18 protein-coding genes and 1 riboswitch are annotated in these 24,006 nt (G+C 62.0%); of the genes, 9 read left to right on the top strand and 9 right to left on the bottom strand.

Annotated features, from left to right (window positions below):
- Nucleotides 1-33: 33 nt before the first annotated feature.
- Nucleotides 34-3,186, bottom strand: coding sequence for an efflux RND transporter permease subunit (locus AC1ECN_RS17365; RefSeq protein WP_018072315.1), 3,153 nt, complete (start codon nt 3,184-3,186; stop codon nt 34-36).
- A 5-nt stretch (nt 3,187-3,191) separates the two neighbouring features.
- Nucleotides 3,192-4,364: an efflux RND transporter periplasmic adaptor subunit gene (locus AC1ECN_RS17370; RefSeq protein ID WP_130662804.1), complete on the bottom strand. Its 1,173-nt coding sequence runs from the start codon at nt 4,362-4,364 to the stop codon at nt 3,192-3,194.
- A 238-nt stretch (nt 4,365-4,602) separates the two neighbouring features.
- Here AC1ECN_RS17370 and AC1ECN_RS17375 point away from each other — a divergent pair, with 238 nt between their 5' ends.
- Nucleotides 4,603-5,163, top strand: coding sequence for a TetR/AcrR family transcriptional regulator (locus tag AC1ECN_RS17375; protein WP_018072316.1), 561 nt, complete (start codon nt 4,603-4,605; stop codon nt 5,161-5,163).
- A gap of 60 nt (nt 5,164-5,223) precedes the next feature.
- Here the strand turns inward: AC1ECN_RS17375 and AC1ECN_RS17380 are convergent, their stop codons facing one another.
- Nucleotides 5,224-6,663 carry an FAD-binding oxidoreductase gene (locus tag AC1ECN_RS17380; RefSeq protein WP_026170916.1) on the bottom strand — a complete coding sequence of 480 codons (1,440 nt, stop codon included), beginning with the start codon at nt 6,661-6,663 and terminating at the stop codon, nt 5,224-5,226.
- A 186-nt stretch (nt 6,664-6,849) separates the two neighbouring features.
- Nucleotides 6,850-7,737 carry a LysR family transcriptional regulator gene (locus AC1ECN_RS17385; protein WP_130672665.1) on the bottom strand — a complete coding sequence of 296 codons (888 nt, stop codon included), beginning with the start codon at nt 7,735-7,737 and terminating at the stop codon, nt 6,850-6,852.
- Nucleotides 7,738-7,840: 103 nt separating this feature from the next.
- On the opposite strand from AC1ECN_RS17385, the gene AC1ECN_RS17390 reads away from it, so the two are divergent.
- Together AC1ECN_RS17390 and AC1ECN_RS17395 are read left to right on the top strand one after the other, a co-directional pair.
- Nucleotides 7,841-8,461, top strand: a complete 621-nt coding sequence (locus AC1ECN_RS17390) for an NADPH-dependent F420 reductase (protein ID WP_130672666.1) — start codon at nt 7,841-7,843, stop codon at nt 8,459-8,461.
- Nucleotides 8,462-8,615: 154 nt separating this feature from the next.
- The gene (locus tag AC1ECN_RS17395; RefSeq protein ID WP_024321857.1) at nt 8,616-10,928 is read left to right on the top strand and encodes an NADP-dependent malic enzyme; all 2,313 of its coding nucleotides are present in this window, start codon (nt 8,616-8,618) and stop codon (nt 10,926-10,928) included.
- A 171-nt stretch (nt 10,929-11,099) separates the two neighbouring features.
- Here AC1ECN_RS17395 and AC1ECN_RS17400 read toward each other — a convergent pair whose 3' ends face one another.
- Nucleotides 11,100-11,633, bottom strand: a complete 534-nt coding sequence (locus AC1ECN_RS17400) for a ribonuclease H family protein (protein WP_130672667.1) — start codon at nt 11,631-11,633, stop codon at nt 11,100-11,102.
- A gap of 379 nt (nt 11,634-12,012) precedes the next feature.
- On the opposite strand from AC1ECN_RS17400, the gene AC1ECN_RS17405 reads away from it, so the two are divergent.
- Complete coding sequence (locus tag AC1ECN_RS17405; protein WP_024321859.1) at nt 12,013-13,101, top strand: DUF2865 domain-containing protein; 1,089 nt, start codon at nt 12,013-12,015, stop codon at nt 13,099-13,101.
- Between the two features lie 75 nt (nt 13,102-13,176).
- On the opposite strand, the gene bluB is transcribed toward AC1ECN_RS17405, so the two are convergent.
- The gene (bluB, locus tag AC1ECN_RS17410) at nt 13,177-13,866 is read right to left on the bottom strand and encodes a 5,6-dimethylbenzimidazole synthase (RefSeq protein WP_075225836.1); all 690 of its coding nucleotides are present in this window, start codon (nt 13,864-13,866) and stop codon (nt 13,177-13,179) included.
- Nucleotides 13,867-13,908: 42 nt separating this feature from the next.
- Nucleotides 13,909-14,096, bottom strand: a riboswitch (cobalamin riboswitch).
- Between the two features lie 177 nt (nt 14,097-14,273).
- Between bluB and AC1ECN_RS17415 the strand changes: the two genes are divergently transcribed.
- The 4 genes from AC1ECN_RS17415 to AC1ECN_RS17430 all read left to right on the top strand — a co-directional run bounded on the left by AC1ECN_RS17415 (nt 14,274) and on the right by AC1ECN_RS17430 (nt 19,939).
- Nucleotides 14,274-15,677, top strand: coding sequence for a DHA2 family efflux MFS transporter permease subunit (locus AC1ECN_RS17415; RefSeq protein WP_075225842.1), 1,404 nt, complete (start codon nt 14,274-14,276; stop codon nt 15,675-15,677).
- Between the two features lie 281 nt (nt 15,678-15,958).
- On the top strand, nt 15,959-17,833 hold the full coding sequence (locus tag AC1ECN_RS17420; protein ID WP_130672668.1) for a HAMP domain-containing methyl-accepting chemotaxis protein: 1,875 nt from the start codon (nt 15,959-15,961) through the stop codon (nt 17,831-17,833).
- A gap of 60 nt (nt 17,834-17,893) precedes the next feature.
- Nucleotides 17,894-18,475, top strand: coding sequence for a hypothetical protein (locus AC1ECN_RS17425; protein ID WP_130655662.1), 582 nt, complete (start codon nt 17,894-17,896; stop codon nt 18,473-18,475).
- A gap of 402 nt (nt 18,476-18,877) precedes the next feature.
- Nucleotides 18,878-19,939, top strand: coding sequence for a 3-deoxy-7-phosphoheptulonate synthase (locus tag AC1ECN_RS17430; RefSeq protein ID WP_130672669.1), 1,062 nt, complete (start codon nt 18,878-18,880; stop codon nt 19,937-19,939).
- Here the strand turns inward: AC1ECN_RS17430 and AC1ECN_RS17435 are convergent.
- Both AC1ECN_RS17435 and AC1ECN_RS17440 read right to left on the bottom strand, forming a co-directional pair.
- Nucleotides 19,936-20,763, bottom strand: coding sequence for a TolB family protein (locus tag AC1ECN_RS17435; protein WP_024321866.1), 828 nt, complete (start codon nt 20,761-20,763; stop codon nt 19,936-19,938). The two genes, AC1ECN_RS17430 and AC1ECN_RS17435, sit on opposite strands and share 4 nt — an antisense overlap.
- 96 nt (nt 20,764-20,859) lie before the next feature.
- Nucleotides 20,860-22,539: an NAD+ synthase gene (locus AC1ECN_RS17440; RefSeq protein WP_018072338.1), complete on the bottom strand. Its 1,680-nt coding sequence runs from the start codon at nt 22,537-22,539 to the stop codon at nt 20,860-20,862.
- Nucleotides 22,540-22,721: 182 nt separating this feature from the next.
- Here AC1ECN_RS17440 and AC1ECN_RS17445 point away from each other — a divergent pair, with 182 nt between their 5' ends.
- Nucleotides 22,722-23,252 carry a DUF1003 domain-containing protein gene (locus tag AC1ECN_RS17445; RefSeq protein WP_018072339.1) on the top strand — a complete coding sequence of 177 codons (531 nt, stop codon included), beginning with the start codon at nt 22,722-22,724 and terminating at the stop codon, nt 23,250-23,252.
- A 22-nt stretch (nt 23,253-23,274) separates the two neighbouring features.
- Here AC1ECN_RS17445 and AC1ECN_RS17450 read toward each other — a convergent pair whose 3' ends face one another.
- The gene (locus AC1ECN_RS17450; protein ID WP_105008164.1) at nt 23,275-23,922 is read right to left on the bottom strand and encodes a VOC family protein; all 648 of its coding nucleotides are present in this window, start codon (nt 23,920-23,922) and stop codon (nt 23,275-23,277) included.
- Nucleotides 23,923-24,006 lie beyond the last annotated feature (84 nt).

The raw sequence follows: 24,006 nt of genomic DNA on the forward strand, positions 1-24,006 counted from the left end.
GGGTTGCGTAAGGCAACCCGCCAACTCTTCACCTCAGCTCGGCGACGTCACCGGCGCAGCTTCCTGCCCGGCCGGAGCCTCCTCATTCACAGTCTCCGGCCGCTTCGTCCTCAAGAGACGCAGCACGAAGACGAAGAAGACGGGAACGAAGAAGATCGCCAGCACCGTCGCCGAAATCATGCCGCCAAGCACGCCCGTGCCGATCGCATTCTGGCTCGCCGCACTTGGCCCGGTGGCGATCGCCAGAGGCACCACGCCCAAGGTGAAGGCAAGCGAGGTCATGATGATCGGCCGGAAGCGCAGACGGGCGCCTTCGATCGCGGCATCCATCAGCGATTTCCCCTCGGCAAAACCGTCCTTGGCGAATTCGACGATCAGGATGGCGTTCTTCGCCGACAGCCCGATGATCGCGATCAGGCCGACCTTGAAGTAGATGTCGTTGGACATGTCGCGGCTCATCACCGCGAGCACGCAGCCAATGACGCCGAGCGGCACGACCAGCATCACCGACAACGGGATGGACCAGCTCTCGTAAAGCCCCGACAGCAGCAGGAAGACGAAGAGAATGCTGAGGCCGAACAGGAACGGCGCCTGCGATCCCGATCTGAGCTCCTCCAGCGACTGGCCGGTCCATTCGAAGCCGAAGCCGTCGGGAAGTTCCGAGGCCAACCGCTCCATTTCGACAATTGCCGCGCCCGATGAATATCCAGGCGCCGGAGCGCCCGAAATGCGCACTGAGGGGTAGCCGTTATAACCGACGATCTGCGCCGGCCCTTTCTGCCATTCGGCGACGGCAAAGGACGACAGCGGCACCATGCCACCGCTCGCATTGCGGACATTGAGCTTCATCAGGTCTTCCGCCTGAAGCCTGCTCTTGTCCTGCGCCTGCACGATGACGCGCTGCATGCGGCCCGAATTCGGGAAGTCGTTGACATAGCTCGAACCGAGATTGGCGGTGATCGTGCTGTTGATGTCGGCGAAGGCAACGCCGAAGGTATTTGCCTTTTCGCGATCGATGACCAGCACGAGCTGGGCCGAGTCAGGCATGCCCTCTGGGCGGATACCAGCGATGATGGGGTTCTGCGATGCCTTGCCGAGCAGCATTCCCGCCGCCTCGGTCAGTGCCGCCTGCCCCTTCGCCCCGCGATCCTGGAGGCGGAAGGTGAAGCCGTTGGTCGTGCCGAAACCTTCGATCGGCGGCGGCGACAGCGCGAAGGACGTTGCATCCTTCAGGCCGAACAGCTGCATATTGGCGCGGTTGGAAATCTCCTGGACCGAATTGCCGGGGCCGCGTTCGGCCCAGTCCTTGAGCGTGACGAACACCAGGGCGGCGTTCGGTCCCTGCCCGGAGAAGCTGAAGCCCTGGATCGCGACGACGTTGGCAACGGCCGGCTCCTTCTTGAAGATCGCTTCGATGCTTTCGAGCGAGGCCACCGTGCGGTTGCGGCTCGCCTCCGGCGGTCCCTGCACGTCGACGATCAGGAAGCCCTGATCCTCATCCGGCACGAAGCTGCTCGGCAGGTTGACGAAGAGATAGCCAAGGCCGACGAGCAGCGCGACATAGACGGCCATGACCCGCCAGGAGCGCTTGGTCAGTCCCCCGACGGTGCGGGCATAACGGCCGGTCAGGCGGTCGAAGTTGCGGTTGAACCAGCCGGCGATGCCCTTCCTCTCATGATGTCCTTTGATCGGCTTCAGGAAGGTGGCGCAGAGCGCCGGCGTCAGTGACAGCGCCAGGAAGGCCGAAAACAGGATTGAAACAACCATGGTCAGGCTGAACTGGCGATAGATGATGCCGGTTGAACCCGGGAAGAACGCCATCGGCACGAAAACGCAGGAGAGAACCAGCGTAATCCCGAGGATCGCGCCGGTGATCTGCCGCATCGCCTTCTTAGTCGCGTCCTTCGGTGACAGCCCTTCCACCGCCATCAGCCGCTCGACGTTTTCCACCACGACGATGGCGTCGTCGACGAGAATGCCGATGGCAAGCACCATCGCAAACATCGTCAGCACGTTGATCGAGAAGCCGGCGGCATACATGACAGCAAGCGTCCCGAGCAGCGCGACGGGAACGACGAGCGTCGGAATGATCGTGTAGCGGAAGCTCTGCAGGAAAATGAGCATGACGACGAAGACGAGCGCGACGGCTTCTGCGAGCGTATGCGCCACCTTCTCGATCGATGCCGAGACGAACGGGCTGGTATCATAGGGAACGGAATATTCGACGCCCGCCGGAAAGAAGCGTGAGAGCTCTTCCATCTTCGCCTTGACCAGGTTGGACGTATTGACGGCATTGCCTGTCGACGACAGCTGGATGGCGATGGCGGCACTCGGCTGGCCGTTCAAGCGGGTGGAGAAGCTGTAGCTCTCGCTGCCCTCTTCGATGCGCGCGACATCCCGYAGCCTGACATTCGATCCGTCGGCATTGGCGCGCAGCACGATGTCTCCGAACTCCTTGATGTCGGTCAGTTGCCCCTTCACCAGCACCGTCGCCGTCAGGTCCTGCGAGATCGGATTGGGCGCCGCGCCGATCTGGCCAGCTGCGACCTGGGCGTTCTGCGCCGATATCGCCGCGCTGATGTCGGATGCGGTGAGGTTCAGGCCGACCATCTTGTCGGGATCGATCCAGATGCGCATCGCCCGCTGCGACGCAAACAGCTGCGCGCGGCCGACGCCATCGAGACGGCGCAGCTCGCCGATGACGTTCCGGTTGAGATAGTCGCCGAGCGCCACCTCATCGGTCTTTCCGTCCGTCGAGGTCAGCGAGATGAACATCAGGAAGCCGGACGATGCCTCCTCGACMGTGATGCCCTGATCCTTGACGGATTGCGGCAGCCGCGGTTCGACGCGGCGTATCGCGTTCTGAACGTCGACGGAGGCCTGGTCTATATCGGTGCCGGCCGCAAAGGTCGCGGTGATCGTCATTGCGCCCGATGTATCCGACGTCGACTCGAAATAGGAAAGGTGCTCGACCCCGTTCAGCTCTTCTTCGATCTGGCGGGTGACGCCCTGATAGATATCCTGCGGCGATGCACCGGGATAGCTGGTGGTGATGCTGAGCTGCGGCGGCGCGACCTTGGGATATTGCGCGACCGGCAGAAACGGCAGCGCGATCAGGCCGGCGATGGAGATGAAGATCGCAAAGACCCAGGCTAGGATCGGGCGATCGATAAAGAAACGTGCCATCGACCTTACTCCGGCTTCTTGGCGTCACCGGACGCGAGCTGACCATCCCGCCACTCTTCCGGCGCGACCTTTGCGCCCGGCTGCAGCTTCTGGCCGCCGTCGACGACGAGACGCTCGCCTGCCGACAGGCCGCTTTCGACCACCCACTCATTGCCGGAGGATTGACCAAGCTCGACGTCGCGCGGTTGCGCCACATCTCCCTCCTGGACGACATAGACCTGCGCCTTGCCGTCGGCCGTGCGGATGACGGCGCGCTGCGGGATGAGGATCGCCTTCTCCCGCACGGCCTGCTCGATGCGGACGCGGACGTAAAGGCCCGGCAGCAGGTCGCCCTTGGGATTGGGGAATTCACCGCGAAGGGTGACCTGGCCGGTCGTCGCATCGACGCTGGCGCTGCGAAAGAGAAGCTTACCGGCCTCGCCATAGACCGTGCCGTCGTCGAAGACGAGCTTGATGTCGGCCTTGCCCGGTTCGGTCGATGTGAGGCTGCCGTTCTCGACTGCCCGCTTCAGCGCCAGCAGGTCTCCGGAGGATTGCGTGAAGTCGGCATAAACGGGGTCGATCTGCTGGATCATCGCCAGCGCATCGCCGCCATCGGCCGTCACCAGCGCGCCTTCCGTCACCAGCGCGCCGCCGATGATGCCTGATATAGGCGCACGAACTTCGGTATAGCCGAGATTGATCTTCGCTTCGTCGAGTGCGGCCTGCGCCAGCGCGACATCGGCATCGGCCTGGGCAAGGGCGACGGCTGCCGCATCGTATTCGATACCGCTTGCAACATCGCGGTCGCGCAGCGACTTCTGCCGGTCCAACTGCAGGCGGGCATTCAGCTGCGTCGCCTTGGCACGCGCGACGCTTGCCTCGGCACTTGCCACCCGGACCCGAAATAGCGCCGGATCGATCCGGTAGAGCACATCGCCTTGCTGAACGAGGCTGCCCTGCTCGAAGATCCGCTGCTGCAGGATGCCGGAAACCCTGGCCCGCACTTCCGAGACGCGCGTTGCGGCAATGCGGCCAGGCAGTTCGCTAACCACGGGAAGCGGGCGGGCACTAAGCGTCAGGGCGCTGATGGCAGCGGGCGGCATCGCGCCGCCTTCCTGTGCGTGAGCCGGAAGGCCTGCGCCGAGGAAAAGTGCCAGCGTCAGCGCGTAACACAATGATTTCGTGTGAAGAAGCATGTTCAAAAGCCTTCCCGATGGTCGCACTGGGATCCAAAAAAGCACAGCCCGCCGAAATGACGTTCGGCGGGCCTCCTCAGCCGACAGATAGTCGATCTTTTTTCTCTTCGCAAGATACCTACCGGTCGGTATGATAGCATTATCATATTTGGAGTTCCCATGGCCCGGCAATCCCGGGAGTGATACTGATCCTCTCCGGCGCCTCGGCGCGAAGCTTATCTCGAACACAGGTCATGCATTGGTAGATAGCCCCCGCAACAGAAAGAAACAGCCGGATGTCGTGCGGCAAGCTCTTCTCGATTGCGCCACCAAGCTGGCGCTCGAACATGGTCTGGCCGCCGTCAGCCTGCAGGCGGTCGCCAGCGCAGCCGGCGTGACCAAGGGAGGGTTGTTTCACCACTTCCCGAACAAGCAGGCGCTTATAGAGGCCGTGTTCGACGGCATGATGGAAAGCCTCGACCGCGAGATCGACCAGGAACTGGAAAAGGATAAGGGCGGCCGCGGCACATTCACCCGCGCCTATGTCCGCACCCTGTTTGCTGACCGCGCCCTCAACAACAGCCCGTGGTCGGCGCAGACGATGACCGTGCTTGCCGACCCCTACTCCAAGTCTCTGTGGCATAGATGGATGAATGACCGGCTTGTCAGGCACGCCGAAACAGACGTGGGAATGCGGCTCGAGATCGTTCGCCTGGCGGCGGACGGAGCATGGCTTGCCCATGTTCTGAAGCCTGACGACCATGCCGGTTCGGACGACACGGCGCTGTTGCAGGAATTAATCGAACTCACCGAAGGGTGACAAGCGATTGGCGCCTCATCCCGCGCCCGAGTATATCACCCGAGCGCGGGCATGGTCGGGCTAGGCAGCTCGCACCGCCGCCATCGGTTTCACGTTCTGGTTCATGCGGAACAGATTGTTCGGATCGTAGCGCCGCTTGGCTTCGGCAAGACGAGCGTAATTGGCGCCGTAGGCTTCTTCGACGCGATCACCTTCATCATCAGGCATGAAGTTGATGTAGGCGGTGCCGACCGCATGCGGCTTGGTTGCTTCGAAAAGCTCCCGCGCCCAACCGATACAGCTTCCATCCATCCCGGCTTCCCGCCAGCGCGCATGCACATTCATGACGAAATGCGAGCTTCGTTGTGGAAATGCGGTCGCCTGGGTGGGCACGCGGCCAGCGGCACCACCGACATGGCCAATGAAGATCTCGCATTCCGGTCCGGGCAGCTTGCGCACGGCCTTGAGCAGGACCTCGATCGCCGCGTCCGAGAGGGAGGCGAAATCCTGGCTCTTCCAGTAATTGCGCGCCCCTGGCGTGAGCAGCGGGTCAAATGCCTGTTGCCAGCCGGTGAACGGCACCGGGCCGACGACGTCGGCAATCGGATTTCCGATCGCGCGCAATCTGGCCGTCGCCTTTTCTCCCGCCGCGATGTCTCCGCAATAGCACATGGCCAGCACCACGATCTCCTTGCCGTGCCATTCGGCCGGAAGGAACGGCAACGGCGGCGCCTGGCGCATCACCACCCAGCAGGTCAGTTCGTCAGGCGCCGCCTCCAGCGCCTGTCGGTATTCCTTGAGCACCTTTTCCGCATCGGCGAAGGGATGCACGACGAGCCCAGCAAGAACCTCCGTGTTGAGAGGGTTGAGCTTGAATTCGAAGGAGGTCACGACGCCGAAATTGCCGCCGCCGCCGCGCAACGCCCAGAAGAGATCAGGCTTTTCCGTCTCGCTCGCCTTGACCAACTCGCCGTCGGCCGTCACCACATCAACCGAAAGCAGATTGTCGATGGTCAGCCCGAATTTGCGGGTCAGCCAGCCGAATCCGCCACCGAGCGTCAGGCCTGCGATGCCGGTGGTGGAATTGATGCCGGTCGGCAGCGCCAGCCCGAAGGCCAGCGTTTCCTGGTCGACATCGGCAAGCGTTGCACCCGGCTCGATCCTGGCGCGCCGCGTTTGCGGATCGACCCGCACCGATTTCATCGCCGACAGGTCGATGACGACACCGCCCTCGCAGACCGCATTGCCGGCAATACCGTGGCCGCCGCCACGCACCGAAACGAGCAAATTATTGTCGCGTGCAAACCGCACCGCCCGCACGACATCGGCAGCACCGGCGCAACGCGCGATAAGCCCGGGCCGGCGGTCGATCATCGCATTCCAGATCGTCCGCGCTTCGTTGTAATCCATGTCTTTACTGGTCAGGAGACTGCCGCGAAATCCGGCCGCAAAAGCATCGATGGCCACGTCATTGACCATCGTCTGCCCCCTTTGCAGGGTCGTGAGGTTCAAATTGTCCATGATTTCCTCCATGCGACCGGCGCCCCGCACCGTCGCGGCCGGCATTTTGCGCTTGCTGCGGTCCTCAAACAAGTTTCGAAAAGGATTAGCCCTCGGCGGCCGCGACGAAAGGAAGCGACTTCCTATTGAATTTTCATGGGAAATCGATGCCGGTGGCGGCAATCCCCGCACGCCGCGGAACAGTCCCTAATCCCGCAGCCCCCGCGCAATGGCATCAATGATCGCGCCAATCCTGCCGGGCACGAACCGGCGTGACGGATGAATGGCGTGGATCGGCAGTACCAGTTTCCGCCAGTCGGCGAGAACTTCCACGAGCCTGCCATTCGCTATGTCTTCCGCCACGAGATCCACCGGGACGTAGATGACGCCTGCCCCGGCGAGCGCCGCCGTCCGCAACGCCTCTCCATTGTCGATCTCGATGTTGCCGCGAACACCCATTGTGAAACTCTCCCCGGCCTCTGTCTCGAACGGCCATTCGTCGCGGGGCACGAGATTGAGGTTGAGGATGCAGCGGCCAAGGCGAAGATCCTCGGGCTTCTCCGGCACGGAAAACCTATCGAGATATGCCGGAGAGGCGCAGCAGACGAAATGATAGCTGCCGACACGCCGCGCGATAAGCGACGAGGGCTTCAATTCGCCGATCCGGATCGCCAGATCATAGCCTTCGGCCACCAAGTCGACATTGCGGTCGCTGAGATTGAGCTCGACCGAAAGTGCAGGATGCCGCTCCGCGAGTTCGGCCATCACGGGCGCAAGCCGCTTGATTCCCAATGTCGTCGGTGTGCTTAGACGCAGGCGTCCCGACATGGCCTCTGCATCAGGGCGAGAGATATCGTTGAGTTCCTCCAGCTCGTCGATGATTCTGTTTGCCTTGACGAGGAAGCGGGACCCGACCTCGGTCAGCCGCTGCGTGCGCGTCGTGCGTTCGATCAGCTTGACCCCATACTCCTGCTCCAGCGCCTGAATACGCCTGCCGACCATAGCAGGCGAAATGCCGAGCCGCTTCGCCGCTCCGGCAAAGCTTCCCGATGTCGCGGCGGCAATGAGGGTCTGCAAGTTCAAGAGATCGGGCATTCGATACTTTTATGCAACTCTGTTATTGGAAGCAATGCAATTAACGATGGAATGTTTCGGATGTATCCCTGTGACCATCGCATCGGAAACAGGAGACAGAACGATGAAGACTGCAATTATCGGCATCGGAAACATGGGCAAGGGCCTGGCCACACGCCTTGCCGGGAAGACTGAGCTGATCGTCGCGGCACGCAACGATCGGGCCGCGCGCGGCCTTGCCGAAAGCCTTGGCGTTGAAAGCGCCACCATTGCAGAGGCGATCGCCGCTGCGGGGATCGTCATCCTCGCCGTTCCCTATGCCAGTGCTCTTGAGATCGCCGCCTCGCCATCGCTCTCGGGCAAGATCGTCGTTGACATCAGCAATCCTCTGAAGCCCGATTTCTCCGGTCTGCTCTTCGGCCACGAGACCTCCGCCGCCGACAAAATCCAGAATGCCGCGACCGGCGCCAAAGTGGTCAAAGCTTTCAACACCATCTTCGCCGAGCTCTTCAACGCGTCCCGCGATGCCACGGCCAAGGTGCCGGTATTTGTCGCCGGAAATGACGAAGACGCGGTGGAAAAGGTTTCCAGGCTGGTCGTGGACGCAGGATTTGCCGTCGAAAAGACCGGAGGCCTCGACGCCGCCAAACTCCTGGAACCGCTGGGCATGCTCAATATCCGTCTCGGCTACGGCCTCGGCCGCGGAACCGCCATCGCCCCGGCCTGGACGAACATCGCCGCCTGAGGTCTCCCATCGACCGGCAGGACCGACATCCCGTCCGCAAGGGCGGGATGTTTTATTGCCCGGACAAAAACTCGCCAACTCCGCCATTTCCATACTGTCGCCCGTATCCGATTGATGTATGGAGGGAGCTCAAAAGACGTGCACGGAGGCGGCGATGGATCACCCGGAAAAATCGAAGACGGAAAAGAACCTGACGAGCGGCGATCTCGACGAGCAGGCGCTTTTCTTCCACCGCTATCCCCGCCCCGGCAAGCTGGAGATCCAGGCGACCAAGCCACTCGGCAACCAGCGAGACCTGGCGCTCGCCTATTCGCCCGGCGTTGCCGCGCCTTGCCTTGCCATTCGCGACAATCCCGAAATGGCGGCCGAATATACCTCGCGCGCCAATCTCGTCGCCGTCATCTCCAATGGCACCGCCGTTCTCGGCCTCGGCAATATCGGCCCGCTCGCCTCCAAGCCGGTCATGGAGGGCAAGGCCGTGCTCTTCAAGAAATTCGCCGGCATCGACGTCTTCGACATYGAGATCGATGCCCCAGGCGTCGACCAGATGGTTTCGACCATCGCCTCGCTGGAGCCGACTTTCGGCGGCATCAACCTCGAAGACATCAAGGCGCCGGAATGTTTCGAGGTCGAGCGGCGCCTGCGCGAGAAGATGAAGATCCCCGTCTTCCACGACGACCAGCACGGCACGGCGATCATCGTTGCCGCCGCGATCCTGAACGGGCTGGAACTCGCCGGCAAGGCCATCGAGAACGTCAAGATCGTCGCCTCAGGCGCGGGCGCCGCCGCGCTTGCCTGCCTCAACCTGCTGGTCATTCTCGGGGCGAAGCGTGAAAACATCTGGGTCCACGATCTCGAAGGCCTCGTCTATGAGGGCCGGCTCGAGCTGATGGACGAATGGAAATCCATCTATGCCCAAAAGAGCGAGACGCGCACGCTGGCCGAAAATATCGGCGGCGCCGACGTCTTCCTGGGCCTGTCCGCCGCCGGCGTGCTGAAGCCGGAACTGCTGGCGCAGATGGCCGACAAACCGCTGATCATGGCGCTCGCCAATCCGACGCCGGAGATCATGCCCGATCTCGCCCGTGCCGCCCGCCCCGACGCAATGATCTGTACCGGCCGCTCGGATTTCGCCAACCAGGTCAACAACGTCCTCTGCTTCCCCTATATCTTCCGCGGCGCGCTCGATTGCGGCGCCGAGACGATCAATGAGGAAATGAAGATGGCGGCCGTGCGCGCCATCGCAGCCCTTGCCCGCGAAGAGCCGTCCGATGTTGCCGCGCGTGCCTATTCCGGCGAGACCCCGGTCTTCGGCCCCGATTACCTGATCCCCTCGCCCTTCGATCCGCGTCTGATCCTGCGCATCGCGCCCGCCGTTGCCAAGGCCGCCGAACAGAGCGGCGTCGCGCGCCGCCCGATCCAGGATTTCGACGCCTATCTCGACCAGTTGAACCGCTTCGTCTTCCGCTCAGGCTTCGTCATGAAGCCGATCTTCACCGCGGCTAAGGCCGCCGAGCGCAAGCGCGTCATCTTTTCCGAAGGCGAGGACGAGCGCGTGCTGCGCGCCGCCCAGGTGCTGCTCGAGGAAGGCCTTGCCGAACCGATCCTGATCGGCCGCCCGCAAGTCATCGAGACACGCCTGAAGCGCTACGGCCTGCGCATTCGGCCGCTGCAGGATTTCGAGGTCATCAACCCGGAAGACGATCCGCGCTTCCGCGAATATGTCGATCTCTATTTCTCCCTCGTCGGCCGCCGCGGCGTCATCCCGGAAGCCGCCCGCACGATCGTGCGCACCAACACCACCGTCATCGGCGCGCTGGCGCTGAGGCGCGGCGAGGCCGATGCGCTGATCTGCGGCCTCGAAGGCCGTTACGAGAAGCATCTGCGCGACGTCCGCCTGATCATCGGCAAGCGCAAGGATGTCCGCGATTTCTCGGCCCTCAGCCTGATGATCTCGCAGCGCGGCGCTACCTTCTTCACCGACACCTATGTCACCTTCAATCCGACCGCCGAGGAGGTCGCCGAGGCGACGGTGCTGGCGGCCGAGGAAATCCGCCGTTTCGGCCTCACGCCGCGCGCCGCTCTGGTCTCGCATTCCAATTTCGGCTCGCGTGAATCCGAAAGCGCCACGAAGATGCGCAACGCCTTGCAGCTCGTACGCGAAGCCGCGCCCGACCTTGAGGTCGACGGTGAGATGCACGGCGAAAGCGCCATCACCGAGGCACTGCGCAAGCGCGTCATGCCGGACACGACCCTGCACGACGAGGCGAACCTCCTGGTCTTCCCGAACCTCGATGCCGCCAACATCACGCTTGGCGTGGTAAAGTCGATGACGGACGGCCTGCATGTTGGCCCGATCTTGCTCGGCACCGCCTTGCCCGCCCACATTCTCGCCCCCTCGGTCACCTCCCGCGGCGTCGTCAATATGGCGGCACTCGCCGTCGTCGAGGCATCGCAACCGGCCTGAGCCGGCTTAGACTGCTGACAAGTCGGCCAACTCCTCTTTCGTCATGCTCGGGCTTGTCCCGAGCATCTGCAGCCGGTTGATATCAAGCAGATATCACGCTGCGGGGCCTAGGATAAAATCTTTAGTACGAGCGGCCATCGAAGCCGCTCCGACATATGTCCTGATGCCATATCAGGCACCCCGCAACGACAGGCGTCCTCTATCCGCAAGCGCATCCGCGCGTTCGTTACCGGCAATGCCGGCATGGCCCTTGCACCAGGCAATGGTCACCAGAGCGTTCTGGGATAGTCGAAGATCGACTGCTTTCCAGAGTTCCACATTGCCGATCGTTCGGTTTCGGGCATTCCCATTGGGGTTGCCTTTCCTCCAGCCGTTGTTCCTCCATATATGCCGCCGGCTGTTGCAGCCTTTGACGGCATAGACGGAATCGGACCAGATGGTCGCGGGCTCGCCGCTTGTATCGCTGTTGATCCAGATTGCCGCCTTGAGGACGGCGGTCAATTCCATCGAATTATTGGCGGAGTCTTCGACGCCACCGAAGCCAGAGGCAATTTCCGCGGCATCACGATAAGCGACGAATGCCCAGCCCCCGTGCCCGGAACCGGGTTCATAGCAACCGTCCACGAAGACGTGGAGGCCGTGTTGGGCTTCGGGTATCCCGACTGTCGCTGCAGGGGAGCGGAGCTCGTTGGAAATGTCTGTCATTTTCGCCGTCCTTCTCGCCTTGGCCGCGCCCGCCGAAGTGGCTGGCCGATACCGTGCACGCGGTCGCCTGTAAACCCAACCGGCGCCGCAAGCGCGGCATTGGCCAGTCGTGCCGGATCCTGATGTCGCGCAACAGCTTGCCGATATGCTGGCGAACGAGAAGAAGAATCAAGCGCCGGAAAATTGAAAGAAGGAGGTCCCGCTTTTGGCGGCACAGCAGATTCCCCGACAGAGGGACCACCCGCATTTGCTGGATAAAATCGCGAAAATGCGCTAGGAATATCTCCAAGCTTATTAAGAGAAACACGCTAAGAGACAACGCGCGGCTATCGAGGCCGCAATCGACCGATCGATTCTTTGCTCATTCCGGGACGACGCCGTGAAACGCCGAAACCTGTCTCTTGCCCTCCTCCTTGCCTTCGCAGCGCCCGCCGCGGCGCAGACAACTACTATCTGTGAGGATCTGCGCGGTCGCTTGGCCGACCTGCCGCGGTCGATCGGCAATAACAACGGCCCGGAAGTGCGCCAATATGCCAGCGCCATGGCCGAGCAGAACCTCGAGCTGCGCAAGGTCCGCAACGAGCTGCGCGGCAACGGCTGCACCTCGGGCAGCATGGTCGTCATCGGCGGCGAGAATGCCGATTATTGCGCCGAGCTCTCGCAGTCCGAAGCCCGCATGATCGACAACATCCGCTATCTCCAGGACCGCCGCGACGAGCTGGCCGGCCAGAACGGCGCCGATGACGGCGCGCGGCGCGAACTGATTGCCGCTCTCGACCGCAATGGCTGCAACAGCGAAAACTTCTATGCCCCGAGCGATCGCAGCGCCAACGAACCGGCTCCGAGCGTCGAGGAACAGGCGATGCGCACCGATACCTTCATTCCGCTCGGCGGCGGTGACGAGGTCGATCCGCGTTACGGCGTGCCGCGGGCCGAGATGCTATCTCCGGTCAGCACCATGTGCGTGCGCAGCTGCGACGGCGGCTTCTTCCCGATCAGCTCGAACGCCACGTCGGTCGATTTCGGCCGCGACGCCCAGACCTGCGCCAAGATGTGCCCGGGCATCGAGACCGAACTATTCTATCGTGACGTGACGAGCACCGAAGCCTCGAACATGATCTCGGTCGCAACGGGCACGCCCTACAGCGCCATGAAAAATGCCTTTGCCTACAAGAACCGCACGCCCGGGGAAAAATCCTCCTGCGCCTGCAATCTCACCGCCTATTATGAGGAGATGCGCTCCAAGCAGGCGGTGAGCGAACCGCCGCAGCAGGGCTCCATCACCACCATCCGCACCAATCCCCCGGCGAAGGATGCCGCCGCGCCGCAACCATCCGTTCCCGAGCGCCCCTACGATCCCACGCAGAACCGCGTCCGTCAGGTCGGCCCGCAGTTTCTGGCCGGCGATCAGGGCTCGATCGACCTCGCCAATCCGGCAACGCCGGGCCCGCAGCCACAACAGCAGTGATATCAAATCATGCCACCCAAAACTGCGCAGCGGTTTTGGGACTACGACATGCATCTTCGATGCGACGCGCTTGATTTAGGGCTCGCTCCGTCCCCATCCATCATGAAAGACGAGTTCATCGAGCGGCAGCCGCTGCCGCCAGCCTTTGACGGAGAGTTCCGGCTCGTCATAGAGCCGATCGACGAAACCGGCACAGAGCCAGGCGACCACCTCGATATGCTCGGGTATGCCGAGAATGCTCTTCAGGTCGCCTTCATGAAAGATGCTGACCCAGCCGATGCCGACCCCTTCCGCCCGCGCCGCAAGCCAGAGGTTCTGGATGGCGCAGACTGTGGAATAGCTATCCATCCTCGGATTGTGCGTGCGCCCCAACACTACGCTGCCACTGCGCGTGGGATCGCAGGTCACGCATATGCCGAGCGGCGCCTCGACAATGCCTTCGAGCTTGAGCGAGCGGTAGGCCTGCCGCCGTTCGCCTTCGAACATCAGCGCCGCCTCCTCATTGGCCCTCGCAAAAGCATCCCGGACGCGCGCCTGCACGGTTGCGCTTTTCACCAGAATGAAATTCCACGGCTGCATGAAGCCGACTGAGGGCGCGTGGTGGGCGGCCGTCAGCAGCCGCTGCACAAGTTCGTCCGGCAAGGGATCGGGCAGGAACTGGCTGCGGACGTCCCGCCGCGTCATGATCGCATGATAGACGGCCTCGCGTTCGGCCAAAGAAAAACCGGACGCCACCGAAAGGGCATCCTCATCAAAGGGTCGCATCGTCAAATCCCCAACAACGCAACCGCCCCGCCGTCCGCGCGGATCGGTCTATCTTGCCAGGCCGGTCTTCTGACTGGGCGTCATCCGTCTGCCGCAGCCTTCCCGGCAAGAAGCCAGTGGCGTGATGAAGCGGCAAACGTCGGCCTTACAGCGTTGGGCACGTTCCGGCTTTGCACCGGATTCCCGATTCTCCCGCCTTACCGGCGGGCACCTGACGGCGCATCTATTTCAGGAAAGCGCGGCTGCGGCAAGGCGGCCCGCATGACGCCGCCGATACGCTGCATGCGACATCGATTTCATGGACAGAGGCGCATTGCTGCCTTAGAAACAAACCGATCCTGACCGACGCCCATGGCGCCGCACTTTTTCTCTTTGCATTTCGGTTGCCCGTGCCCCGCCTCACGCCCATGATCCTTGCGGTCGCCCTGTTCATGGAACAGATGGATTCCACCGTGATCGCCACCAGCCTGCCGGCAATCGCCGCCGATATCGGTACCTCGCCGATCGCGCTGAAGCTTGCCGTCACGAGTTATCTCGTGGCGCTGGCGATCTTCATCCCGATCAGCGGCTGGATGTCCGATCGTTTCGGCGCGCGCAACATTTTCCGCATGGCGATCTTCGTTTTCATGATCGGCTCGATCGCCTGCGCCTTTTCCAACTCGATCACAGCCTTCGTCGTCTCGCGCCTGATTCAGGGCGCCGGCGGCTCGATGATGACGCCGGTCAGCCGCTTGCTGCTGGTCCGGGGAACACCGCGCCACGAACTCGTCGATGCCATGGCCTGGCTCACCATCCCCGCCCTGATCGGCCCGATCATGGGTCCGCCGATCGGCGGTTTCCTCACCACCTACCTCACCTGGCACTGGATCTTCTGGATCAACGTCCCGATCGGCGTGCTCGGCATCATCCTCGTCACCCGTTTCCTGCCGGCGGTCGAGCCGCGCAGTCCGCGGCCGATGGACTTCCCCGGCTTCTGCCTTTGCGGCATAGGCTTCTCCGGCTTCGTCTTCGGCCTGTCGGTGATCAGCCTGCCGGCCGTGCCCGTCATCTACGGTTATGCCACGGTTGCAATCGGCATCCTTGCCGGCCTCCTCTATCTCCTGCATGCCCGCCGCGCACCCAATCCGCTTCTCGACCCGAAGATGTTCCGTTACCCGATGTTCCGGGCGGCGATCCTCGGCGCCTCGAATTTCCGCATGGGGCTCGGCGCCCTGCCCTTCCTGATGCCATTGATGCTGCAGCTCGGCTTCGGCCTGACGCCGCTGCAATCGGGCTCGGTCACCTTCGTCAGCGCGCTCGGCTCCATGGGCTCGAAATTCGCCGCCTCGCGCACCTTCAAGGCGTTCGGCTTCCGCACCGTCATATCAATCACCACTTTGCTGGCGGCGATCTTCCTCGGCATCAACGGCCTTTTCACCGCCGAGACGCCGCTGTTCCTGATCATGGCCTGCCTGCTGATCGGCGGCCTGTTCCGCTCCATGGCTTTCTCGGGCGTCAACGCCATGGCCTTCGGCGATGTCGACGACGCCGACAGCAGCCAGGCAACCGCGATCAATGCCGTTGCCCAGCGTATCTCCATGGCGATGGGTGTGGCGATCGCCGGCGGCATCCTCGAAATTTCGAGCAGCTTTCACGACGGCAGGCTGCTGGTCTCGGATTTCCACGTCGCCTTCTTCAGCGTCTCGGCGATTTCGGCGCTGGCCTGTATCACCTTCCTGCGCCTGCCGCGCGATGCCGGGGCGGAACTGACGGCGCGTGGCCGCAAGCGCCGGCACGCCGAGCCCGAAGAGGCCGTGGCGGAAAATAGCTGATCGAGACAGATCTGCCTGGCGCGATGGAAGCATTCCTCACCCGCCGGTTCGCAAGACTCGGCGCCGGCAGACGCCAGGGTGAAATGACCCGCGTGTACCCCAGCACCCCATTCTACTTTATGATTTATTCACACATCAAATACACACTGCGTTTGCGCGTTTTGGGTCGCAATTCGGACATGGGCATGAGGGCTCGTGATGTGATCGTCAGCGTCGATGCCCGTATTGATACGCCAGTCGGGAACATGTCCGACTGAGCCGCAATTCTAGGCCGCCGCGGAATGTTCCAATTTTTGAAGACGATGCCTCTGACCGCCAAGCTGGCGGCGATTATCGTTGCCGTGAACCTCTGCGGCATTTCCGCTTTCGCCACCTATACCTGGATGTACGAAACCCGGGCCTTGATCGATGGCGCCAAGGCGAACTGGTCCAAGGATGCCGAGCAATTTGCATCTCTGGCAGCGGGCGGCGTGAAATGGGGGAAGGCGAACGCCGTTCGAGAGGCTTATTCGCTCTATCGCGACGACCCCTCGCTCGATCTCGTGCAGTTTGCCGCATTCAACGCTGAACCTGCCGCCGTCGATACCTGGGCGCGCGATGGCGTTAGTGGGTTGCCCGCACCAGCCGATCTGGCGAAGAGCCTCAGCGCGAAACCGGAAAAGACCACCATCGATGACGGTAGAATATCTGCCGGCGTCGTGACGATCATCGCGCCGCTCCCGCTGGATAAGTCGGGCAAGGCCACCGGTTACATCGTCACGAACTGGTCCGTCGAAAAAATCGCTTCCGAAGTCAGGCAGAAAGTTCTCATTTCGCTGCTCACGCAGTCCGCGATCACCGCCATGGCCGTCGTTGCCTTCCTTCTCGCCATGCGCAGCCTGGTCGGCCGGCCCATCAGGGTGATCAGCGAACGGATCAGCGCGCTGCAGAAAGGCGATCTGGTCTCACCCGTCACCTACAGGGAAAACGGCGATGAAATCGGCTTTCTGGCGCGGGCCCTGGAAGTTTTCCGCCACGAGGCGATTGCCAAGGTCGAAAGAGAGCAGGCCGCCGCCGAGCAGAGTGCTTCGCTCGACGCCGAGCGGGCGCGCAACGCAATGTTGACGGAAGAGGCCAGCAACACGCAGCGGCTGGTGATGCACGCTCTTGAAAATGCCTTGGAACAGCTCGCCGCGGGCGACTTTTCGATACATCTGGCCGATGTCGGTCCTGAATTCGATAAGTTGCGGCAGGATTTCAACAACATGGTCGATGCGGTCGCAGCCGCTCTGACAGAGATCAAGACCGCCTCCGTGGCTGTCGAAACCGGCTCGAGCGAGCTGGCGACCTCCGCGGATCAGCTCGCAAGACGGACCGAGCAACAGGCAGCCGCATTGGAAGAGACCGCCGCCGCACTGGATGAGGTGACCACGACGGTCAGGACATCGTCGCAACGGGCTGAAAATGCCGGGCAGCTGGTCGAGGAGACGAAGCGGAGCGCCCATGTCTCGGCGACGGTGGTGCGCGATGCGATCGGGGCGATGGACCGGATCCAAACCTCGTCGAGCCAGATCGGCCGCATCATCGGCGTCATCGACGAGATTGCCTTCCAGACGAACCTGCTGGCGCTGAATGCCGGCGTCGAGGCGGCGCGCGCCGGCGAGGCCGGCAAGGGTTTTGCGGTCGTTGCGCAGGAAGTGCGTGAACTCGCCCAGCGGTCGGCAAATGCCGCAAAGGAAATCAAGAACCTGATCAACGTATCCGGCCAGGAAGTTGCCGCGGGCGTCGGGCTGGTGAACGAAACCGGTGACGCCCTGCTGAAGATCGAGGAGCAGATCAACCGCATCAGCGATAGCATCGCTTCCATCGTCCAATCCTATCGCGAACAGGCGACGGGCCTGCAGGAAATCAACAGCGCGATCAACCAGATGGATCAGACGACACAGCAGAACGCGGCAATGGTCGAGGAAACCAACGCGGCCTGCCACGAACTGCTGTCGCAAGGACGCCTTCTGCAGGACTCGGCCGGCAGGTTCGTCGTCGGTGCGTCTACCGCCAGCCAGCCCAAACCCGTTCAAGCCGCCCGCCAAGCTCGTCCCGAGCCCAGAGCCTTCGCGCAGCGTCATGCAGGAAGTGCCGCCGTTGCCGCTGCTCCCGGTGCCTGGGAGGAGTTCTGACGTCGTCTGCATCCGATAAGCCTTAGTTCTCAGCAACCTATAATCAGGAAGGAAACGCTTATGAAGAAAATCGTGCCCGCATTTCTTTTGGCCTGCACCGCATTTGCCATGCCCATGGGCGTATCCATGGCGCAGGATGCCAAGCTTGCCCCGATCTCCGACTACGTGACAAGCGATGTAAAGCCCTGGCTTAACGACCCCGCCATCATCGAGGCTATCAAGGCGCAGAACGCTGCCAACGCCAATCTCAGTGCGGCTGATGTCGACGCCCTCGACAAGAAATGGCGTGCCGAAGTCGATGGCTCCGACCACTCGATGATCGACGACGTGCTCAACAGCGCACTGTCGAAATTCCTTCAGGGAAAGAAGGAGGCTTCCGGCGGCAAGATCACGGAAATCTTCGTCATGGATGCAAAAGGCCTGAATGTCGGTCAAAGCGACACCACATCGGATTACTGGCAGGGCGACGAGGCCAAGTTCCAGAAGTCCTTCGGCGCCGGCAAGGACGCCGTCTTCGTCGATGAGATCGAAAAGGATGAATCGACCCAGACGCTGCAGTCGCAGGCAAGCGTCACGATATCAGACGACGCGGGAACGCCGATCGGCGCCATCACCGTCGGCGTGAACGTCGACGCCCTGTGATCTCAGGAACTGCGTTTTCTACAACAGTGCGAATGACCGTCGCCCGGAAGCATCTTTAGGGCGACAGGTTTAAACAAAGCCTAGAGCGCGTCGCATGCACGAGATCGAGTGCGACGTGCTTCTTGCCTCGCCGGGGGTGTACCTTCCGCAGAAGCCGTTGCCATCTCGGGGAGCGCCGGATCTTCAGGCTGCAAATTCTACGTGACAACGCGTGGCTGTGACACTACATACGCCTCATGTCGATCACATCAATCTACGCCTCGCGATTTTATTGGTACCGCTACTCTCAGCGGATGCGGGTCCATGCGTAACTGAATTCGACGCGACGACAACCCGAATAGCCGCTAGTCTACCTGGCGGCTTTTTTGTTCCGCGCGGGTATGACCAAACAGGAGCCATACCGTGTCTGATACCATTGATGATCTGCGTATTGTCGAAATCACCCCGCTGACCAAACCCGCCGATATCATCGCGGAAATTCCCCGCAATGCTGATGTCAGCAAGACCGTGACCAGCAACCGCAATGCGGTCCACAAAATTCTCCGGGGCGAAGACGACCGGCTGATCGTCGTCATCGGCCCCTGCTCCATCCACGATCCCGTCGCCGCCCGCGAATATGCCGAACGGCTGGCGGAACAGCGCCGCCGCTTCGCCGGCGATCTCGAGATCGTCATGCGCGTCTACTTCGAAAAGCCCCGCACGACCGTCGGCTGGAAGGGCCTCATCAACGACCCGCATCTCGACGGCAGCTACCGCATCGAGGAAGGGTTGAGGATTGCGAGACGCCTGCTGCTCGATATCAATGCCATGGGCCTTCCGGCCGGCTGCGAATTCCTCGACACGATCACGCCGCAATATATTGCCGATCTCGTCAGTTGGGGTGCGATCGGCGCACGCACGACCGAAAGCCAGATCCACCGGCAGCTCGCCTCCGGCCTCTCCTGCCCGATCGGCTTCAAAAACGGCACCGACGGCGGCGTGCGCGTCGCGCTCGACGCCATCCTCGCCGCCTCGCAGCCGCATCACTTCCCGGCGGTGACGAAGGACGGACAGGCGGCAATCGCCTCGACGACAGGCAATGAGGATTGCCACATCATCCTGCGCGGCGGCAAGCGGCCGAACTATGAAGCGGCCGACGTCGAAGCGGTTACCGTCGAAGCCGTCAGGCTCGGCGTCGCCCCACGCATCCTCATCGATGCCAGCCATGCCAATAGCGGCAAGGACCCGATGAACCAGCCGCTCGTCGTCAGATCCGTGGCCGCGCAGATTGCCGCCGGAAACGGCGACATCAAGGGCATGATGATCGAAAGCAACCTCGTCGCCGGCCGCCAGGACCTCGTTCCCGGCAAGCCGCTGGTCTACGGCCAGTCCATCACCGATGGCTGCATCGACTGGGATATGTCGGTCGCCGTGCTGGAAGACCTGGCGACATCCGCCCGCGAGCGGTGCCGGACCCGCGTTTAGTCGGCCGGAAAATAGCGGACATAGGCGAATTCTTTGCCATCAGGAGACCAGCAGGGCACGTTGATCGTGCCCTGCCCTCCAAAGAGCTCGAACAGCGTCTTCAGATTGCCACCGTCCATGTCCATCAGCCGCAGCCGCACGTCGAGATCGCGCGGATGGTCGAACACCGAAGGGTCATAGGACAGGATCAGCACCTTGTCATTCGTAGGCGACGGATGGGCGAACCAATTGCCCTGATTGTCCGAGGTCACCTGCTCGAGCCCGGTGCCATCGGGATGGATGCGCCAGATCTGCATCAGCCCGGTGCGGCTGGAATTGAAATAGATCCATTGGCCGTCGGCGGAATAATCCGGTCCGTCATTGCGTCCCTCGCCATGCGTCAGCCGCGTTTCGGCGCCGCCATCGACGGAGATGGTGTAGATATCGAAGAGGTCGTCGCGGATGCCACAATAGGCAAGCTGGCGCCCGTCCGGCGACCAGCCATGCCAGTAGGATGGCAGGTTCTGGGTGATAAGCCGCGGCGTGCCGCCTTCGATCGGCAGGATATAGATCGCGGACTTGCCGAATTCGGTCTTGTCGGAGATGACAATCTCAGTCCCATCAGGCGAAATGCCGTGATCATTGTTGCAGTTGACGGCAAAGCCTGTATCGACCTTGACCACTTCGCCGCCATCGAGCGGCAGGCGATAGAGCAGCCCGTCGCCGTTCAACAGAAGGTAGGAACCATCCGGCGAAAAGTTCGGGGCCTCCACCAGCCTGTCCGTCTGCCAGACCTCGCGGGCCCTGCCCGTCCCGACATTGTAGATCTCAACCGAGCTGCGCATGTTTCCTCCCGAAAATCCTACTGCACCGCGCGTCTTTCAGACGCGTAAAGGACGCTGGAACACTTTGAATTGCCGCCGTCAGCGATCTCGATTGCGTCAGCGATCCCTGAAGCGGTTGGTGATCGGATAACGCCGGTCGCGGCCAAAGTTCTTCTTGGTGATCTTAACACCCGGCGCCGATTGCCGGCGCTTGTATTCGGCGAGATAGAGCAGATGCTCGACCCGGTGGACGGTCGCCACGTCATGGCCGCGCGCGACGATCTCTTCGACCGCCATCTCCTTCTCGACAAGGCATTCGAGAATATCGTCGAGCACGGGATAGGGCGGCAGCGAATCCTGGTCCTTCTGGTCGGGACGCAGCTCGGCCGAGGGCGCCTTGTCGATGATATTCTGCGGGATCACCTCGCCGGAAGGTCCCAGCGCATCCGGCGGCACGTTTTCGTTACGCCAGCGGGAAATCGCATAGACCTGCATCTTGTACAGGTCCTTGATCGGATTGAATCCGCCGTTCATGTCGCCGTAGAGCGTGGCGTAGCCGACCGACATTTCCGACTTGTTGCCCGTCGTCACCACCATCGAGCCAAACTTGTTGGAGATCGCCATCAGAATGACGCCGCGCGCCCGGCTCTGCAGGTTCTCCTCGGTGATGCCGCTATCCGTACCTTCGAAAAGGCTGGCGAGCGCGCTGCTGAAGCCCGTCACCGGCTGCTCGATCGGCACGATGTCGTAGCGGCAGCCGAGCGCCTTCGCACAGTCGGCCGCATCCTTCAGCGAATCCTCGGAGGTGTATCGATAGGGCAGCATGACGGTGCGCACCCGCTCCTCGCCGAGCGCATCGACCGCGATTGCTGCGCAGATCGCAGAATCGATGCCGCCGGAAAGGCCGAGCACCACTGTTTTGAAGCCGTTCTTGTTGACGTAGTCGCGGAAGCCGAGCAGGCAGGCGCGGTAATCGGCCTCCTCGCTTTCAGGGATATGCGCCATGGGCCCTTCGGCGCAGTGCCAGCCGCCTTCGCCGCGCTTCCATGTCGTCACCGCCAGCGCGGTTTCGAACTGGCTCATCTGGAACGCGAGCGACTTGTCGGCATTGAAGGCGAAGCTCGCCCCGTCGAAGACCAGTTCGTCCTGGCCGCCGAGCTGGGCGGCATAGATCAGCGGCAGGCCGGTCTCGATCACCTGCTTCAGCACCACCTGATGGCGGATATCGACCTTGCCGCGATAATAGGGCGAACCGTTCGGCGACAGCAGGATTTCGGCCCCGCTTTCGGCCAGCGTCTCGCAAACGCCGAGATCGCCCCAGATATCCTCGCAGATCGGAATGCCGACGCGCACGCCGCGGAAATTCACCGGCCCCGGCATGGCGCCTTGATCGAAGACGCGCTTCTCGTCGAACTCGCCGTAATTCGGCAGGTCGATCTTGTCGCGCACCGCAATCACCTTGCCGCCATCGAGCACGGCGACGGAATTGTAGCGCCCGGTCTCGTCCTGCCGTGGAAAGCCGATGATGACGCCCGGCCCGCCATCCGCGGTCTCGGCCGCCAAGCTCTCGACCGCCTTCCAGCAGGTACGGATGAAGGCGGGCTTCAGCACCAGATCTTCAGGCGGATAGCCGGAGATGAAAAGCTCGGTCAGGACGAGCAGATGCGCGCCCTCCCGGGCAGCATCGGCGCGCGCCTCGCGCGCTTTGGCAAGATTGCCGGCGACATCGCCGACCGTCGGGTTGAGCTGGCCGATGGCGATGCGGAAGATATCAGAAAGGGCGTTTTCCTGTGTCATGTCATTTATTTAGCCTGCACCTTTCGCAACCGCAACATGTTGGCGCCAAAAGCGACGCTTGGCGGTGACGAAATTTTTATGAACGGATTGCACATCGCGCCGCGCGGCACCGATACGCATTGCAATTTACCGGCGGAGCGGAATACTGGCGCCGAAGTGATAACCGGCATCGGAAACAGGCCATGTATAATCTTTCGAATTTCGTGCATCTTCATTTCGACAAGCCGGCCGATGAACTCGGCGACATCGAAAAGCGCGTGCTGGCGAAAACGCACGAGCGCAAGATCATCTCGACCGACGTCAACGCCGCCTTCTCGGCCGAGGCCTCCTTCGGCGAACGTGTCGCCGACAGCATCGCCCGCATCGGCGGCTCTTGGTCCTTCATCATCGCCTTCTTCGTTTTCCTCATCGCCTGGACTGTCATCAACACCATCATTCTGATGACCGGCGCCTTCGATCCCTATCCCTTCGTCTTCCTGAACCTGATCCTGTCGATGCTCGCCGCCATCCAGGCGCCGATCATCATGATGTCGCAGAACCGCCAGGCCGAGCGTGACCGCTTCGAGGCCGCCAAGGATTACGAGGTCAATCTCAAGGCCGAGCTCGAAGTACTCTCCCTGCACCAGAAGATCGACATGCACGTACTGACCGAGTTGACGGGGCTGCGCGAGGACGTGGCCCGCCTCAGCGCCGAACTTTCCGCCAGAAGCTGAGGCAGCGCTTATTGCGCGACGATCAGCCGCCCGGACCGGCAAACAGGATGAGATTTCCGTCCGGATCTAGCACGATGAAGTTTCTGGCGCCCCACGGCTCCTTCCTGAGGGGCTGATGGAAGGATACGCCTGCGGCCTGGAAATCCAGGAACAGGCGCTTGATCTCGTCTGATGTATCGACGGTGATCGAGGCTGAAAGCAGATGCTCCCGTTGCCTGATATCGCCGACGAACACGGGCTCGCATACCAGCCTCAGAGCGAGTTGAGCATTGTCGCGGATGACCTGTCCGTAAAACGGCGGGTCGCCATAGACGAAGTCGACCCTGAAGCCGAGCTTGCCGGTGAAGAATTCGCACGACGCCTTGATATCGGTGACGAACAACTGCGCGGATAGCGAACTCAGGATGGCTTGTGGTGCGGGCTGTTTTTTCGGATCTGTCATGGCTGCGGCTCCTGTCTTGAGCGCCTGCCATCCCTCGAAACCCATTTGACGTGCGATCAGGTCCTGCGCGTCGCTAAGCTTGAAGCGCGCCTCCAGCACCTGGCTGTCATCGAGATGACGGAAACGCGGCAACGCAGCTCTGATCTCGGCTGCAACCGGATAGTATCTTTCGCGGTGCCATCGCAAATACTGCTTGGCCTGCTTTTTGAGGTTTTCGAGATTCGGCATGGGCGCAACTGTTGATACATTGTAGGCGGGCATTGCCCTTTCGACATTCGACGAAGCGCCCTACGCAGCACGGTAAACCTAGCC

The organism is Rhizobium sp. 01N447_2 (assembly GCF_056399245.1).

Coding starts and splice junctions, on each gene's coding strand:
- AC1ECN_RS17370 (WP_130662804.1), bottom strand. CDS start 4,364: ATGCTTCTTCACACGAAATCATTGTGTTACGCGCTGACGCTGGCACTT.
- AC1ECN_RS17380 (WP_026170916.1), bottom strand. CDS start 6,663: ATGGACAATTTGAACCTCACGACCCTGCAAAGGGGGCAGACGATGGTC.
- AC1ECN_RS17385 (WP_130672665.1), bottom strand. CDS start 7,737: ATGCCCGATCTCTTGAACTTGCAGACCCTCATTGCCGCCGCGACATCG.
- AC1ECN_RS17390 (WP_130672666.1), top strand. CDS start 7,841: ATGAAGACTGCAATTATCGGCATCGGAAACATGGGCAAGGGCCTGGCC.
- AC1ECN_RS17400 (WP_130672667.1), bottom strand. CDS start 11,633: ATGACAGACATTTCCAACGAGCTCCGCTCCCCTGCAGCGACAGTCGGG.
- bluB (WP_075225836.1), bottom strand. CDS start 13,866: ATGCGACCCTTTGATGAGGATGCCCTTTCGGTGGCGTCCGGTTTTTCT.
- AC1ECN_RS17415 (WP_075225842.1), top strand. CDS start 14,274: ATGATCCTTGCGGTCGCCCTGTTCATGGAACAGATGGATTCCACCGTG.
- AC1ECN_RS17420 (WP_130672668.1), top strand. CDS start 15,959: ATGTTCCAATTTTTGAAGACGATGCCTCTGACCGCCAAGCTGGCGGCG.
- AC1ECN_RS17425 (WP_130655662.1), top strand. CDS start 17,894: ATGAAGAAAATCGTGCCCGCATTTCTTTTGGCCTGCACCGCATTTGCC.
- AC1ECN_RS17435 (WP_024321866.1), bottom strand. CDS start 20,763: ATGCGCAGCTCGGTTGAGATCTACAATGTCGGGACGGGCAGGGCCCGC.
- AC1ECN_RS17440 (WP_018072338.1), bottom strand. CDS start 22,539: ATGACACAGGAAAACGCCCTTTCTGATATCTTCCGCATCGCCATCGGC.
- AC1ECN_RS17445 (WP_018072339.1), top strand. CDS start 22,722: ATGTATAATCTTTCGAATTTCGTGCATCTTCATTTCGACAAGCCGGCC.
- AC1ECN_RS17450 (WP_105008164.1), bottom strand. CDS start 23,922: ATGCCGAATCTCGAAAACCTCAAAAAGCAGGCCAAGCAGTATTTGCGA.